A 14,426-nucleotide genomic window follows, 5' to 3' on the forward strand; every position below is an offset into this window, starting at 1 on the left:
ACAAAGTGTTTGACGAGGGCATGCCCGATGTGCAAATATACGTCGCTTCATGGATGGCATCTGGCTTAACCTGAGGTTTAGGGTTTCTACCAGCGCTTTTCAGGGGGCCGAACGGGAAAACGCCACACGAGTGAAGCACGAACGCACCAGCAATGGCGCTGGCACAGGGCCGCCGCCAACAAGGAGGAAACGATGAAGGACACCGAGGTCCCCAGCAACTATCTCGCCGTGATCAAGGTGGTTGGCGTGGGTGGCGGCGGTACCAACGCCGTGAATCGCATGATCGAGGAGGGCATCCGCGGCGTCGAGTTTGTCGCCATCAACACCGATGCGCAGGCGCTCGCCATCTCAGATGCCGACATCAAGGTCCACATTGGCACCGATATCACCAAGGGCCTAGGCGCTGGCGCCAACCCCGAGGTTGGCCAGGAGGCCGCCGAGGAGAGCCGCGATGAGATCAAGCAGGCCCTTGCCGGCTCTGACATGGTCTTCATCACCGCAGGCGAGGGTGGCGGCACGGGCACCGGTGCGGCGCCCATCGTTGCCGACATCGCCAAGAACGACGTGGGTGCCCTTACCGTGGGCGTTGTCACGAAGCCCTTCTCCTTCGAGGGCCGCAAGCGCTACAACTCCGCGGCCGAGGGCATCAAGACCCTCTCTGACAACGTCGACACGCTCATCGTGATCCCCAACGATCGCCTGCTCGACCTCTCTGAGAAGAAGACCACCATGCTCGAGGCCTTCCGCATGGCCGATGACGTGCTGTGCCAGGGCACCCAAGGCATCACGGACCTCATCACTGTGCCCGGCCTCATCAACCTCGACTTCGCCGACGTCTGCACCATCATGAAGGGTGCGGGCACGGCCATGATGGGCATTGGCACCGCATCCGGCGACTCCCGGGCTACCGACGCTGCCGCCGAGGCCATCTCCAGCCCGCTGCTCGAGACCTCTACCGATGGTGCCACGCGCGTGCTGCTCTCCATCGCCGGCAACAAGGACCTCGGCATCCAGGAGATTAACGATGCCGCCGACCTCGTCGCCAAGAACGTCGACCCCGAAGCAAACATCATCTTTGGTACCGTCGTCGACGAGTCCCTGGGCGATCAGGTGCGCGTCACCGTTATCGCCACCGGCTTCAATGACGCCAACATCCAGCAGACGCTACCCGCCATGCCCGTGGCTCGTCCGCAGGCTCCGGCGCCTAAGCAGCGCCCCTACAACGCCCCAGCCCCCGCGAACCGTCCCGCGGCGCCCGCTGCCGGCGGCGACAACAAGGAGTTCGACATCCCCGACTTCCTGAAGCGCAGCCGCATCTAGCGCCATGTCCGAGCCTACGCTCACAAGGTACCAGTCGCATGGCGTGGCCCTTCTGGGGGACGTCTCTGTCCCCCAGGGGGTCGCGTTCGCATTCACGGAGCGCACGGGTGGCGTATCAAGCGGGTGCTATTCCTCTCTCAACCTGGGGTGTGCCTGCGGAGACGATCCCTCGTGCGTGGCCGAGAACCGCCGTCGCGCGCTTGTCGCCTTGGGGGCCGAGGCATACGGCGACGCGCTGGTGAACCCGTGCCAGGTGCACGGGGACAGAGTCGTGTGCGTGCGCTCCTCGGATGCGGATGCCGTCCGCGCTGCACAGAGGAATGCCGCAGGCGGTGCCGACTCGATTGTCTGTACGGTGCCCAAGGTGCCCGTCCTTCTCTGCTTTGCCGACTGCGTTCCCGTGGTTCTCGTCTCGCCGGGCGGCTTTGCCGTGGTGCACTCTGGTTGGCGGGGGACCATCGCTCGCATCAGCGCGAAGGCCGCGCGCGTCCTCTCCGAGGAGACAGGGGTCGCTGTCTCCGAGGTCCTTGCCTACGTGGGTCCGCATATCGGTTGCGGGGACTACGAGGTTTCCCCCGAGCTTGGAGCGCGCTTCTCGGCAGAGTTTGGCCCTGGGGTCATCGCAGGGGGGCGAAACCTTGACCTTGGTTGCGCCGTGACGGCTGCGCTCGTCGATGCTGGGGTTCCTTCGTCATCCGTTGTCGTCTGCGACGTCTCTACCGCCTCGGCAACCGAGAGGTTCTTCTCGTACCGGGCCGAGCACGGCTCGTGCGGGCGGCATGGTGCCTTGGCCGTGATGGTGGGGGAGTAGCGTGTGAGCCCCTGGCGGGGTATTGAGTCTCGAACTTTCATGGGAGTTGGTCGCGTTGATGGACGGTACAGAGGAAGAGGGCTACGCGGCGTTTCTCGCGGAGCGCAGGGAGGAGATCCTCCAGCGCATTGCCGAGGCTGCCGCTCGTGCCGGGCGCGATCCGGCCGAGGTGTCGCTTCTCGCCGTCTCTAAGACCGTAGGCGTGCCACAGGTCGACCTCGCCTGGAGGGCGGGGTATAGGGCCTTTGGCGAGAACCGCCCCCAGGAGCTGGTGCGCAAGCTCAAAGGCATCGCGGCGTATCCCGAGATGGCAGGCGCGCGCTTTGACATGATCGGCCACCTGCAGACAAACAAGGTGCGCGAAGTCGTGGGCAACGTAGCGCTTGTCCACTCGGTGTCGTCGACCCACCTTGCCGAGGCCATCTCCAAGCGTGGCGTCTCGCATGGCGTGACCAGCGACGTGCTTCTCGAGGTGAACGTCTCGGGGGAGGAGTCCAAGTCTGGCTTCTCGCCTGACGAGGCTCGCACGGCGCTCGAAGGCATCCTCGCGCTGCCCGCCATGTGCGTGCGCGGCCTCATGACCATGGCGCCGGCACATGACACGGATGCGGCGAGAAGGGCCTTCTCGGGCCTGAGAGACCTGCGCGACGAGCTTGCCGAGCGCGGCGGGCTGGAGTTCCCAATCCTTTCGTGCGGGATGAGCGACGACTTCCCGATTGCGGTCGAGGAGGGCTCGACAATCGTGCGACTTGGTAGAACGGTGTTCGACCCCAGCTACGTCCTGGGTTAATCTGGAAAAGGCATGGGACGTTGGGTCCCGCAAAACGGATGGGGGAATCATGGGCTTCCTCGACAACATCAGAGATCGCTTCCGTAGGGACGACGACTACGACGACTACGAGGACGACTACTACGAGAGTGACGATGACCAGCGCGAGCGTGACCGTGAGCGCGGATATGGCGAGCGCCGCCCCACGGGTTCTGCGACTAAGCTTCTGGGCAACACCTCGCGCCCCGAGGCGGAGAGCGTCTCGGTCTACACGCGCTCGGGCCGTCCCGTGACGCAGAACCCCGCCGCCGGCTATGGCGAGCAGCGCGAGACGCGTCCGCGCCCATCGTACGCAGAGCCACCCGAGCCTACCTACCGGCCCACCTATGAGCCTTCGGCGCCGAGCGGCCCCTCCGCAACCGCGGAGCTTGGCCGTGGTAGCTCTTCTGCACGCGTGACCTCGGGCCAGCTGCCGCCCTACGTGCTGCGTCCCGTCTCCTACGACGACGTGCAGTCCGTGGTGAGGCGCGTCCGCACCAACCAGCCCGTCATCCTCGTCTTTAAGGGTACCAACATCGAGACTGCCAAGCGCATCCTCGACTTCTGCTATGGTCTGAGCTACGGCGTGGCCGGCTCCGTGGAGGCGCTCGGCGACCGCGTCTTCGCGGTGCTGCCTGCCGGCATCGAGCTCGCTCAGGGCGACATCGACAAGCTTGTCGCCGATGGTGACCTTGAGGCCTAGGCGTCTCATGGCCGAGAAGATCGAACAGACCATAGGCATCATCGGCGCAGGCTCCATGGGCGCTGCCATCGCGCGTGGGCTTGTGGTCTCGGGCACTGCGGCGCCGGAGCGCGTCCTTGTCGCCAATCCCTCAAAGGGCAAGCTTGAGCCTCTGGCAGAGCTTGGTATCAAGACCTTCACCAAGAACGACAAGCTTCTCGCCCAAGACCCCGATGTCGTGGTCTTGGCCGTGAAGCCCCAGATTCTCCCCGGCGTTCTTGCCGAGCACACCGAGGGGATGTCTGATCGCCTTGTGATCTCGATTGCGGCGGGCGTCTCGATGGTCTCGCTTGAGGCTGCGCTTAGGGGCTCTCGCGTGGTGCGCGCCATGCCCAACCTGCCCGTACAGGTGCTTTCGGGCGCGACGGCCGTCTGCCCGGGCTCTCGTGCAACCGAGAAGGACCTGGCGCTTGCACTGGCAGTCTTCTCGGCCTTGGGAAGCGCTGTGGTGCTGCGCGAAGACCAGCTTGACGCCGAGGGTGCCGTGGTGGGTTGCGGCCCTGCGTACGTGGCCCTGCTCGTCGACGACCTCACACGTGTTGGCGTGGAGCGCGGCCTTCCTGCGGCGGCTTGCCGAGAGCTTGTGCTGTCGACGATGCGTGGCGCGGCCGAGCAGCTCCTGGCCTCGGGCGAGCACCCGCGTGCATATATGGAGAAAGTGACATCTCCTGGTGGCACGACGGCTGCGGGTTTGCGCGCGATGGAGTCGGGTATGTTTGAGGTCGCCTGTGCGGGCGTCGATGCGGCATTGCGACGTACCCGTGAGCTCTCAGAGGCGGCAGGCACCACGGACACCACCGACAACTGACAGCGAGGACCACGTGAACTACACGATAGCCAACGTAATTGCCCAGCTCTTCCGCGTCTATAACATCCTGATCATAATCTGGTGCGTCCTGTCGTGGATTCCCCGTGGCTCCGGTGTGATCAACGACTTTCGCGCCGCGATTGGCGCGCTTGTGGCACCGTGGCTGGGCATCTTTCGTCGTCTCATTCCGCCACTCGGCGGTATAGACTTTTCGCCCATTGTGGCAATATTCGCTCTTGAGGCCATAGAGCGACTGCTTCTGGCTATACTTTTGTAGCGTCATTGCCGCTTGTCGGGCATGGGCCTCAGGCGACGAGTCGAAGTGAAAGGGACAAAGATGGCAATCACACCAGCAGATATCGAGCAGCAGACCTTCTCTCCCTCAAAGCACGGCTATGACCCCGAGGAGGTTGATGCCTTCCTCGAGCAGATCTCCGGCGAGGTCGATGCGATGCTGCAGAAGATCGCAGACCTCAAGGGTCGCCTGAACACCGCCGAGCAGCAGCTCTCCGCCTCCCAGGCGCAGGTTGCCAGCCTCGAGGACCAGCTCAACGCCGTTCCCGAGCGCATGGAGGTTACGCCCGCCGCACCCGTTCCCGCGGCGCAGGACGACTTGGCTGCCTCCGAGAGCCAGATCTCTCGCGTGCTCATCGTTGCTCAGCAGAGCGCTGACAAGCTCGTTGCCGATGCGCGCGATAACGCCGAGCGCATCCGCAACGAGGCCGACCAGAAGGCCCGTGAGGTCATTCGCCAGGCCCTTGCCGAGAAGCAGAACGAGTTGGACGAGATTGACCGCCTCAAGCAGTCCCGTGAGGACTTCCGCGGCGAGTACAAGAAGCTCCTGCAGCACTTCATGGACGATGCGGACTCTGTCTTCCCGCAGCAGACGCTCTCTACGACGCCCAACGGCTCTGGTGCAGTCTCTGCCTCGCCGCGTTCGGCGGTGAACGCCCCTGCGGTGCCGGCACCGTCTGCCGGTTCCACGGTTTCGTCGAATGCGTCGTTCCAGGCCGACTTCGGGGATTTGGACTAGCGCATAGCCAGCGTAACCTGTAGGAGGCAAGGGGAGTTTTCCCTTGCCTCCTTTTTGGTGGGTCGAGGTAGTCCTGCTGGTGCTGCAATAGATGGCTCGGCGCTAACGATGGGGCCTACCGGGACATCGATCTCGGTGGGCCTTGGTGGTCATTATGTGTGTATAGAATCTGCGTGCACTCTATGGAAGTGTGTTCTTGAGCATACGAGCGCAACATCCGAGACCGTGCGCTCGCGCCACGAGCGGTGAGAAGGGGCATGCGAGACGCGATGGCGGGGGACGCTAGCGCTCGGGTAGGGACGGGCGCAGGGTATGGCTCAACCGATGACGGAGGCCTCATCATCCCTCACGGCGGATATCGACTCGTTCGCCGAGCGAAACCGGCGGTGGAGTCCCAAGAAGGAGTAGGGTTTGCCCTGGAAGTAAGTTTTAACTTACTTCCAGGGCAACCCTCGAAAGGGACAGCCATGCAGAGGGCATCTTAGGCATGCGAATTCAGGTGCTGGCGCAGCGTGCGCCAGCACCCAGAATGGCAGGGGACATGAAGACGAAGTTGTCATCCTTGTTGTGCGATGCGCTGTGGCTGGCCTTCATAGCGTTAGCGTTCTTGCGGCAAAGCGTGCTGTCTTACGTCCTGGCGTCGGCCTTGGGCGTCGTCTACCTCCTTCGGGGCACCGCACAGTCCGACGGCAAGCCCGCAGAAGACTCCAGTGCAGCCAGGAGAAACCGGGCCCTTGGGGTACTGCTCATTGTCTGCTCGGTCATTCCCTTGGCCGTGATGGCCTGGAGGCAAGGGGCATGAGGAGGTGGGGGCTCATCGACGCCGGTCATCGCCCGCAGCAGGGACACCACGACGAATCGATTCGAGTCGACAAGAGGGCAACCCAAGGTCGCGCAACCCCTCTCATCGCATGCTGCACCGCTAGGGTAATATCGGGCCTATGGCACGGGCCTGCAGCGCATCAGGCGCGTCCGCGGCGAGCAGGACGTTCCCGTGGACATATTCAAGCGGAGTGGCAGTGCGCACGTGCTCTCGCCCGTCAGGAGGGCATCGTCGCCGCGTACGGGCAGAACGAGGCGGGCAGTGAGACGGTGCGGGGTCGCGCCCTCGTGTACGCTCGCGGGCACGGGCAGATTACGACCGCCGAGGCCTCTGCACTCCTGGGCGAGAAGGACTACACCGCGTGCAGGCTCCTTCGGCTCCATGGCTGGTTCGGGGCTTCTCGTGAAGGAGACTGGGGGCAGGCCGCGCGTCTTCCGTGTGGCGAGATAGGTTACCGAGCCAGGCGTTGACAGCCCGCTGTCAACGTCCGGACCCCATGGTCCGGGTGCCAGGGCAATCTCCCCTCTCGAAGCATCGCCAGGCAGGCGGCCAGTTCCCCTTTCGGCCCCTCCCTTGGGCTACGGGAAATACGGCAAACGGCCTACCTGGGATGCTACAGACCGGTACAGATTGGTGAACGATAGGTCGTCTACCCCGGAAGCTTCCCATGATGGACTCCCAATCCTGTCGCATGGTCATGACGGATGAGGCCTCACCACCTCGCGATATCGTGAGGCCCTGTCAGCCGGCATGCCCGTGCCTGTGGGTCGACCGGCTCCCTGATGCGGGGCCGAATCGCCACGGCGGCTGTTCCAGTGGCACCCGCCTGATGATGTGGCTGGCTAGCTCTGATATGTAGCTTACCCTGTCAAGAGGCAGAACGGCCCCGACTCCGAGTTTCTCGGAGCTGGGGTCGTTTCCCATATGGTCCTCCGGGCGCCTGCCGCCATCCGGCGTGTCTGGTTCGACGCACGACTGCGAGTCTGATATCCGCGCGTTGGGTAACGCATTCCGATGCCTTCGGCTGGGTAGTTCCGCGTGCCTAGGATCGCGCGTGGCCGGGAAGGCTGCGCATGGAGCCCTCGCGGGCTGTCCCACGCGCCATCGAAGCGGGAAGGCGCCCGGGGAACGTCTGCGTCAGGTCGCCACCCGCGCCAGCGCCCAGACGAAGCCGGCGAGCTCTCGGGCCACGGCGGTGCTCACGACGTTGGCGGGCTCTCCGCGTCCCCTGGGGTGCACGCGCCTCTCGTGGAGGCGCCGGCTTGCCCGGGTGGCCTCCCCGACAATCCGGGCGGGCGCGCCCCGCGCATCGGACGCCGCCGTCGGCGAGAGGGCCCCGTAGGGCCTCGCATGGTGCCGGAACGCCTCGACGAGGGGCGTCCTGGCGTGGCCGTTGCCCGTCCTGGTGATCCTGCCCCGGGAAGACGGTCTCGCCGCTGGAGGGCTCCGAGGGCACGAGCCCCACAAAGGACATGAACGAGCGGGCCGTCGGGAAGCGCGAGAAGCCGCCGACCTCGGCGGCCACCGAGAAGGCCGTGACGGTGGAGATGCCTCTTATGCACTTGAGGGCCCTGACGGCGGTGGCGAGGTCCCCCCTCCTCCGCGCGCTCCGATGTCGCCTCGTCGAGCCTGCCCCGCCTGAGCCCCAGCGACCTCACGCCCTCCAGGTACTCGGCGAAGGCGAGCTGCTCCGCGGCGTCCTCGAATGCGAGTCCCGAGAGCCACTCGCGGTGCGCCTTGGTCCAGGGGCTCTTCCCCGGATAGACGATGCCCTTCCTGAGCAGGAGCTTCGAGAGCAGGTGCCTGGCGCGCATCAGGCCGTACCTGCAGTCCTCGCGGGCCCTCGCCAGGTCGCGGGCCGCCTCCATGGCCTCCGTCGGCACCGAGACCTCGACGATGTTCCCCACTGCGAGCATGCGCGCAAGGAACACGGCATCGCGCCTGTCGGCCCTCACCCTGTCCCCTGCCGGGCGCAGCATCTTGGAAACGGCCCCCATGACGCACTCGACGACCGCCGCCCCAAGCTTCCTCTTGAGGCCGAAGCCCGTCGGTCCCGACTCGTAGACGCACCTGGCGGGCTGCGGCAGCCCCCTGGCCCACTCGGTGGCGGTCGCCGGGTCGTAGGCAAAGCCCCTCTCGATGACCTCCCCCGTCTCCGGGACGAAGGCGGCTGAGGCGATGGAGCGCGCGTGTACGTCGAGTCCGATGCTGGTACGATAGATCATGGCCGGGACCTTCTGTGAATGTGGTAAGCCTGCCGAGACAGCTGAAAGCCTAGCCCACGTTGCCCCGAAGAGGGCCCTTGCTTCACGAGCGAGGTTCCGGCTGCCCCGCTACATATCGTCTAGACACGCTTGAGCCAAGGCTACCGAAAGCCCGACAATGTGCCAGGAGGCACGGAAGGGGGCTTTCGGGACATGGGCAGGACGACCAAGAGGAGGTACGACCCGCAGTTCAAGATGCGGGTCGCCCTCGACGTGATCAGAGGCGACAAGACGCTCTCGGAGGTGGCGAGCGAGAACGGGATAGCGCCGTCGCTGGCGGCCGAGTGGAGGGACCAGCTGCTGAGCGAGGGCGCCGCCGACGTCTTCGGGAAGACCAAGCAGGAGCGCGAGAGAGGGGCCAGGGGGAAGCCGCTGCCAAGGAGCACGACGAGCTGCCGGGGAACATCGGGCAGCCCGCCGTCGAGCGCGACTTCCTCCGCCGGTCTTGCGACGAGTACGGCTACGACCCGGGAGAGGTCCCTGGCGGCCGCGGGTGGGCATGCCGGCGTCACCAGGAAGCGCGCCTCGGAGCCCCTGGGCGTCGCCCGCTCCAGCACCCACTACCGGCACCGGGGCGGGTCCGGGACGCCCTCGGCGGACGACGAGCACCTGATGGCCGAGATCGACCGCATCCACCTCGAGAACCCCGCCTACGGTGCCCGCAAGATCGCCCGGCAGCCCTCGACGGGCGGCGAGCGCGTCACCCGCCACCGCGCCACCGGGCTGATGCGCGAGACGAACGTGAGGCCGTGCTGCCCGCTGCCCTCGCTCTCTAGGCCGTCCAAGGCCTCGAGGAGGTTCCCGTACCTGCTCGGGGGGAAGAGGATGGACTTCCCCGACCAGGTGTGGTCGACCGACATCGCCTACGTCCAGATAGGGGGACGCCACGCGCGCCTCACCGCCGTGATCGACTGGCACGGCCGCTGCATAGTGGGCTGGATGATAGCGCTAGCTTAGGTTTCACCAGATTGACCAACACGCGCCCCAATCCGACCAGCGCGAATGCGCCAGCCAAACCAGCGTGGTTTCACCACCTTTACCAACTAGGCTCAGCCCCGAACCGACGACGGAGAGGGGTGGGGGCCTTGGAGAGGAACCTCATGGCTGGGCTGAACGCGGACAGGGAGTGCGGCGTCAAGCCGAACTTCTCGGAGGTCGCTAGGAGGTACGGCGCGGACGGGCACACCGTCTCGAAGTACTGGAACGGGGGCGGGCCCTCGCCGGACGACGGCAGGCACGGGCGGCAAAGCGGGTTCGACCGCTGCCGCGACGAGATCGAGGAGAAGGCGGCGCTGCCGGGAGCCACGGCCAAGGGCACCCACGAGCTGCTGCTCGAGCGTCACGCGGGCGACGAGCCGCCGGTCCCGGGCCACAACGCCTTCACGAGCCACCTGAGGGGGCGCGGCATAGCCGTCGGGCGCGGCGGCGCGCCGGACGCGCACCCCAGGTTCGGGACGGCGCCCGGCGAGCAGCTGCAGTCCGACTGGAAGGAGGGCGTCACCATGCGCGACCGCTCCGGCCGCGGGTACCGCTTCGACGCGTACGCCTCGACGCTCGGATGGTCCCGGATGCACCACTTCGTGCGGTCCCCGACCAGGGCCAGGGACGACCTGCTGGCCTGCATGGCGGACGACATCCGCTGGCTGGGCGGCGTGCCGCGGCAGCGGCTCGCGGACAACGTGCCGGCCGTCGCGGCGGTCGGCGGCGACGGGGGGCGCCCGCGGGACGGGCGCGGCGCCGCCTTCGCGCGGGAGGCGGGGCGCGGGCTCGCGCTCTGCCGGGCCGGGACGCCGCAGGCCGAGGGCAGGGACGAGGGCGCGAGCCGCCTCCTGTCGCGCCTCGGGGCCTGCGAGGGCGACTTCGAGGGCTGGGAGGGGCTCGACCGCGCGATGGCGCGCGTGCGCGCGAGGAGCAACGAGGAGCCGAACCGCACGACCGGCCTGCCGCCGGAGCCGCTCTTCCGGAGGGAGAGGGGGGCCCTGGGGCCCATGCCCCGCGAGTCGGTGCCCTCGGCGCTGGTGGGCGGCGTGCCGTGGCAGGTGGTGCCCGCCACCATGCTCGTCAGGTGCGCCGGGCGCGAGTTCCCGGTGCCGAGGGGGTGCATGGGGCGCCGCGTGAGGCTGCTGCTCGAGCCGGGCGGGCGCCTCAGGGCCTACGACGGCGGGGGGCTCGTGGCGGCGCACGACGCCGCCGCCCCGGGAGGGCCGGTAGCCTACCGCGAGGGCGACTGCGCCGAGGCGGTGGCGGACGAGCGCTGGGGCGGCGACGCGGACATAGAGGCGCAGGCCAGGCGCAACCTCGAGCTGCTGGGCGGGCCCGGAGGGGGCGAGGGGTCGTGACCGGCCCGGAGGGCAGCGTGCCGGAGCGCATGCGCGGCAACCTGGAGGAGCTCGGCCTCGACGCGATGGCCTCCTCCGCCCCGGAGTACTCGAGGCTGGTCGCGACGGGCGCGAAGCCGTTCCCCGAGGCCCTGCTCGAGATGACCGGCGCGCAGGTCGCCGCCGTGAGGGAGCGCGACCTGGACAGGAGAGTCGAGAAGGCGAGCCTCCCCCACGTGAAGGCTCTCAGGGACTTCGACCTCTCGTTCCAGCCGTCGGTCCCCAGGGGTGTGGTCGAGGACCTCGCGACGCTGGGGCTCCTCGACCGCCACGAGAACGTCGTGCTCGTCGGCAGCCCCGGCGTGGGCAAGACCCACATCGCCGTGGCGCTGGGGGTCGAGGCGATCCGCGCCCGCAAGCCCACCTACTTCACCGACTGCCGGCGCCTCGTCTCGGACCTCGCGCACGCCGCGGGCAAGGGCCAGCTGGAGAGGCGGCTGCGCCTCTACGCCCACCCGTCGCTGCCTATCGTCGACGAGGGGGGCTGCCTGGACGTGGACAAGCAGGGCGCGGACCTGCTGTTCCAGCTGACCTCGAGGAGGTACGAGAGGAGGTCGGCCATCGTGACGGCCAACGTGGGGATGGGGTCGTGGGCGAAGGTCTTCGGGGACCCGGTCGTGGCGTCGGCGATAGCGGACAGGCTCTGCCGCCACTGCCACCTGGTACGCATGACGGGGAGGTCCTACGGGACCAAGGACCTCGCGCCGCAGGACAGGGCCTCGCCGGCAGTGGTCGCCGATTCCGGCGCCCCGCGGTGACGGGACTGGCGAATGTGCGTTGGTGCGGATGGGGGCGGTTCGCTGTCTAGTCTGGTGAAATCTATCTTGACTTCAACAGCTGGAGGCTCTCCGACACCATGCGCGCCGAGGAGGTCGTCAGGTGCGTGGAGGACGCCTTCCGCGAGCACGGCACCCCCTCGGTCATGAACTCCGACCAGGGCTCGGTCTTCGGGTCCGACGCCTACGTGGGGCTCTTGGAGGGCAACCACGTCACGCAGAGCATGGACGGCAGGGCCCGCTGGAGGGGCAACGTGCTGATGGAAAGGTGGTTCAGAAGCCTGAAGTCGGAGTGGCTCAGGGTCCACGAGTGCTCCACGCCCAGGGGGCTGGAGCGCCTCGTGGCCGAGTTCGTGGGCTACTACAACGACCGCAGGATTCACCAGTCGCTGGGGTACGACACGCCCGCGGACTGGTACTACGAGGGAATCGGGGAAAGGGCGGCCTAGTGGGAGACAAGGGCGGCTAAGCTTGGGACACCATCAGGCAGGGGCTTTCGGTAGCAAACGCCAATCCGTGTCGGACGAACCCAGCCAGTTCACAGCTCGATCGCCTCCAGCGTGAGCTCCGGCCGGGGCACGTAGACCCCGTAGTCAAGATTCCACACGAGCGAGTCGTCATCGAGCGTAATCCCTGAGACGTGGGCCCACACCCGCAGGGGGACGCCCTCGAACGACCCCGAGGGCCTGCCGCTGCCCTCGTCACCGACGAGCACGTCGACGGCAGCTGGGACGGCGGCGGCGCCGAGGCCGTATGCCATGGCTGTGGCCTCGTGGATTAGGGCGTAGCGTCCGGCCAGCGTGCCGCCCAGGTACGCCACGACTTCCCTCAGGAACGCCGACTGCATCGCTTGCTCCTGCCAGCAGACGTCATGTCATGTAACCTCTCGATTTCGATGGCATCCTGCACTCTCGGCGTCGGTACGGGCGATGCTGCTCGGGCCAGTCATCGGCACGACCTCCCGGACTCGATTGCCGCTCGCATCTTGTCGAAGGCGTGCCCGCGCGCGCTCGGGGCATCTGCCCACCTTCGCGACAAGGTGGCACTCGTCACGTATGGGCTCCAGGTATCTCATCGGACTATAGCGTGCGCCTGTCTCCGGCTACCGCAGCCCAAGTGCGACCGAGCCCCGAGGTGGCGGCGAGGTCATCGTATCCGCGCACCGCCGCGCCTGGTGTGCTGCTGGCTATGGGAGGCAAGGGAGTCGTAGATGCCGCCAATCACACCCACGGCAGCGCGGACCCAGGCCCGCCTGCCTGCGGTTCGCGCCACTTCGCACCTCGGTAGGAACCGCGAAATCTCGTCGACGAAGCCTTCCGCCTCGAGAGCATCCGAGAGCTTCCCGCGTGCAGTGGCGACGCATGCGCGCCAGGTCTCCCCGATGCCGTAGTCCTCGACCTTCAGGCCTACGAGGCTCTCCGCAAGCCCCCTGTCCAGCCCCGGCCGGGTGGCGAGCCACTTGAGGTCCCAGATGTCCCTGTACCTGAGGTAGCTCGAGGCCGCGAACGAGACTACCTTATCCGCAAATATCTCCTCCGGCGACTCGGCCCTGATGACGATGTCCCCGAGCGATTCAGGAAGCTGCTCGTAGTTCACGAGCAGGAAGCGGTCGAGCACGTCGTGGGCCGGGACCTTCGCGACCCCGAGTTTGATCCTCTGGAGTGGCAGGGAGCTGTCCTGCGGGTCGGTTTCGATAGAGACGACCCATTTGGCGATTGGGATTCCCGAGGCGGGGCCCATGCGGCGCACACTCGGCTCCTTCACGCGCACGCGCAGCTCGAACGCGTCTCCGAGCGACCGTGCCAAGCCATTGCCCATCTCGGCGAGCGACGCGAGGTCGAACTCCGGGGGGACGTTGAAGTCGAGGTCCTCGCTGAGCCTGGGGGAGCCGTAGCAGTCCCTAAGGCAGGTGCCGCCCTGGAAGACGAGGTCGTCGAGGTACCCCAGCTCGTCGAGGTAGTCGAAGACCGCATAGTGGACGACCTCCTTCCCTATTGCCGGGCCCATGAGTCCCATGTCTGGCCGGGACGTGACGGAGGCCACGATGGATGCCAGCCCGTCGCCCCCTATGCGCAAGCTCATCAGGGTTGCCTCGCTTCCCGTAGAAGGTCGGCGCCGCGGCCGCAGCGCCTCAGGTTCCGCACGACGTAGTCCTCGGTGGCGACGCGGACGGGGCATCGGGGACGCGCGACGGTGTTCGCAAGGATCTCGGGGACCGACGCTTTGGTGTGCACGAACTCGATGGTCCCGCAGGCCGTGTCGAACGTGCCCTCCCTGCCGGTGGTCATGAGCGTCAGAGCACCGAGGGGGACCTGCGAGATTAGCCCGTACTCGGACGCCGCGGTCTCGAGACTCTCGAACACGTACTGTCCTCGGCGAAGCGCGGAGGCGACGAGGTAGACGTCGGCCACGCCCGGCACTGGCGGCGCCAGCGGGAACCTGTATACGCCGCGGCAGACCCGCTCGAGCAGTCCCGACGAGACGAGCCTCGAGACGGTCTTGTCCGTCGCGACGTCCCCTCCATGACCCAGCAGACGCGCCAGGTCACGCTTCAAGAACACCCTCCGTCCGGTCCCCGCGAGGACTTTAACGCACTCAGTCTGCTTCAAAGGCGACATCCTTCATACATGCCTACTGTTTTTGTATGATTACTGTACACCATT

General features: G+C 66.8%; 16 protein-coding genes. 12 read left to right on the top strand and 4 right to left on the bottom strand.

What is annotated here, in order from left to right; all coding sequences use genetic code 11:
- The first annotated feature begins 192 nt into the window (after positions 1 to 192).
- From ftsZ to E0E00_RS07030, 7 genes are read left to right on the top strand one after another with little or no spacing between them, the layout of a single operon-like run.
- On the top strand, positions 193 to 1,320 hold the full coding sequence (gene ftsZ / locus E0E00_RS07000; RefSeq protein WP_130811831.1) for a cell division protein FtsZ: 1,128 nt from the start codon (positions 193 to 195) through the stop codon (positions 1,318 to 1,320).
- Between the two features lie 4 nt (positions 1,321 to 1,324).
- Positions 1,325 to 2,131, top strand: coding sequence for a polyphenol oxidase family protein (locus E0E00_RS07005; RefSeq protein ID WP_130811832.1), 807 nt, complete (start codon positions 1,325 to 1,327; stop codon positions 2,129 to 2,131).
- Between the two features lie 58 nt (positions 2,132 to 2,189).
- Positions 2,190 to 2,921 carry a YggS family pyridoxal phosphate-dependent enzyme gene (locus tag E0E00_RS07010; protein ID WP_130811833.1) on the top strand — a complete coding sequence of 244 codons (732 nt, stop codon included), beginning with the start codon at positions 2,190 to 2,192 and terminating at the stop codon, positions 2,919 to 2,921.
- Positions 2,922 to 2,970: 49 nt separating this feature from the next.
- Positions 2,971 to 3,642 (top strand): cell division protein SepF, encoded by a 672-nt coding sequence (gene sepF, locus E0E00_RS07015; RefSeq protein WP_130811834.1) that lies wholly within the window; start codon positions 2,971 to 2,973, stop codon positions 3,640 to 3,642.
- A 7-nt stretch (positions 3,643 to 3,649) separates the two neighbouring features.
- Positions 3,650 to 4,489, top strand: coding sequence for a pyrroline-5-carboxylate reductase (gene proC, locus E0E00_RS07020; protein WP_130811835.1), 840 nt, complete (start codon positions 3,650 to 3,652; stop codon positions 4,487 to 4,489).
- Between the two features lie 13 nt (positions 4,490 to 4,502).
- Positions 4,503 to 4,766 carry a YggT family protein gene (locus E0E00_RS07025; RefSeq protein WP_242622180.1) on the top strand — a complete coding sequence of 88 codons (264 nt, stop codon included), beginning with the start codon at positions 4,503 to 4,505 and terminating at the stop codon, positions 4,764 to 4,766.
- Positions 4,767 to 4,826: 60 nt separating this feature from the next.
- The gene (locus E0E00_RS07030; protein ID WP_130811837.1) at positions 4,827 to 5,522 is read left to right on the top strand and encodes a DivIVA domain-containing protein; all 696 of its coding nucleotides are present in this window, start codon (positions 4,827 to 4,829) and stop codon (positions 5,520 to 5,522) included.
- Between the two features lie 1,865 nt (positions 5,523 to 7,387).
- Here E0E00_RS07030 and E0E00_RS15370 read toward each other — a convergent pair.
- Positions 7,388 to 7,870: a transposase gene (locus tag E0E00_RS15370; protein WP_371683382.1), complete on the bottom strand. Its 483-nt coding sequence runs from the start codon at positions 7,868 to 7,870 to the stop codon at positions 7,388 to 7,390.
- 242 nt (positions 7,871 to 8,112) lie between these two features.
- On the opposite strand from E0E00_RS15370, the gene E0E00_RS15375 reads away from it, so the two are divergent.
- The 5 genes from E0E00_RS15375 (at position 8,113) to E0E00_RS07055 (ending at position 12,212) form a co-directional block, all read left to right on the top strand.
- Positions 8,113 to 8,409: a hypothetical protein gene (locus E0E00_RS15375; RefSeq protein ID WP_371683383.1), complete on the top strand. Its 297-nt coding sequence runs from the start codon at positions 8,113 to 8,115 to the stop codon at positions 8,407 to 8,409.
- Positions 8,410 to 8,762: 353 nt separating this feature from the next.
- On the top strand, positions 8,763 to 9,566 hold the full coding sequence (locus tag E0E00_RS07040; protein WP_130811838.1) for a transposase: 804 nt from the start codon (positions 8,763 to 8,765) through the stop codon (positions 9,564 to 9,566).
- A gap of 143 nt (positions 9,567 to 9,709) precedes the next feature.
- A complete protein-coding gene (locus E0E00_RS07045; protein WP_130811839.1) occupies positions 9,710 to 10,948 on the top strand; it encodes an IS21 family transposase in 1,239 nt (412 codons plus the stop codon).
- On the top strand, positions 10,945 to 11,745 hold the full coding sequence (gene istB, locus E0E00_RS07050; protein WP_242622182.1) for an IS21-like element helper ATPase IstB: 801 nt from the start codon (positions 10,945 to 10,947) through the stop codon (positions 11,743 to 11,745). Before E0E00_RS07045 ends, istB begins: the two co-directional genes overlap by 4 nt.
- A gap of 98 nt (positions 11,746 to 11,843) precedes the next feature.
- On the top strand, positions 11,844 to 12,212 hold the full coding sequence (locus E0E00_RS07055; RefSeq protein WP_130811840.1) for an integrase core domain-containing protein: 369 nt from the start codon (positions 11,844 to 11,846) through the stop codon (positions 12,210 to 12,212).
- A gap of 89 nt (positions 12,213 to 12,301) precedes the next feature.
- Here E0E00_RS07055 and E0E00_RS07060 read toward each other — a convergent pair whose 3' ends face one another.
- The 3 genes from E0E00_RS07060 to abiEi form a co-directional block, all read right to left on the bottom strand.
- Entirely contained in the window at positions 12,302 to 12,610 is a 309-nt protein-coding gene (locus E0E00_RS07060) for a hypothetical protein (RefSeq protein WP_130811841.1), read from the bottom strand.
- A gap of 299 nt (positions 12,611 to 12,909) precedes the next feature.
- Positions 12,910 to 13,845: a nucleotidyl transferase AbiEii/AbiGii toxin family protein gene (locus tag E0E00_RS07065; RefSeq protein ID WP_165443600.1), complete on the bottom strand. Its 936-nt coding sequence runs from the start codon at positions 13,843 to 13,845 to the stop codon at positions 12,910 to 12,912.
- Entirely contained in the window at positions 13,845 to 14,372 is a 528-nt protein-coding gene (abiEi, locus tag E0E00_RS07070; RefSeq protein ID WP_165443601.1) for a type IV toxin-antitoxin system AbiEi family antitoxin, read from the bottom strand. The genes E0E00_RS07065 and abiEi overlap by 1 nt, the downstream gene beginning before the upstream one ends.
- Positions 14,373 to 14,426: the final 54 nt, after the last annotated feature.

This window comes from Olsenella sp. Marseille-P4559 (assembly GCF_900605015.1).
Lineage (GTDB): Bacteria > Actinomycetota > Coriobacteriia > Coriobacteriales > Atopobiaceae > Tractidigestivibacter.

Coding starts and splice junctions, on each gene's coding strand:
- E0E00_RS07045 (WP_130811839.1), top strand. CDS start 9,710: ATGGCTGGGCTGAACGCGGACAGGGAGTGCGGCGTCAAGCCGAACTTC.
- E0E00_RS07065 (WP_165443600.1), bottom strand. CDS start 13,845: ATGAGCTTGCGCATAGGGGGCGACGGGCTGGCATCCATCGTGGCCTCC.
- proC (WP_130811835.1), top strand. CDS start 3,650: ATGGCCGAGAAGATCGAACAGACCATAGGCATCATCGGCGCAGGCTCC.
- ftsZ (WP_130811831.1), top strand. CDS start 193: ATGAAGGACACCGAGGTCCCCAGCAACTATCTCGCCGTGATCAAGGTG.
- sepF (WP_130811834.1), top strand. CDS start 2,971: ATGGGCTTCCTCGACAACATCAGAGATCGCTTCCGTAGGGACGACGAC.
- E0E00_RS15375 (WP_371683383.1), top strand. CDS start 8,113: ATGCCCTTCCTGAGCAGGAGCTTCGAGAGCAGGTGCCTGGCGCGCATC.
- E0E00_RS07030 (WP_130811837.1), top strand. CDS start 4,827: ATGGCAATCACACCAGCAGATATCGAGCAGCAGACCTTCTCTCCCTCA.
- E0E00_RS07055 (WP_130811840.1), top strand. CDS start 11,844: ATGCGCGCCGAGGAGGTCGTCAGGTGCGTGGAGGACGCCTTCCGCGAG.
- E0E00_RS07060 (WP_130811841.1), bottom strand. CDS start 12,610: ATGCAGTCGGCGTTCCTGAGGGAAGTCGTGGCGTACCTGGGCGGCACG.
- E0E00_RS07010 (WP_130811833.1), top strand. CDS start 2,190: ATGGACGGTACAGAGGAAGAGGGCTACGCGGCGTTTCTCGCGGAGCGC.
- E0E00_RS07005 (WP_130811832.1), top strand. CDS start 1,325: ATGTCCGAGCCTACGCTCACAAGGTACCAGTCGCATGGCGTGGCCCTT.
- E0E00_RS07040 (WP_130811838.1), top strand. CDS start 8,763: ATGGGCAGGACGACCAAGAGGAGGTACGACCCGCAGTTCAAGATGCGG.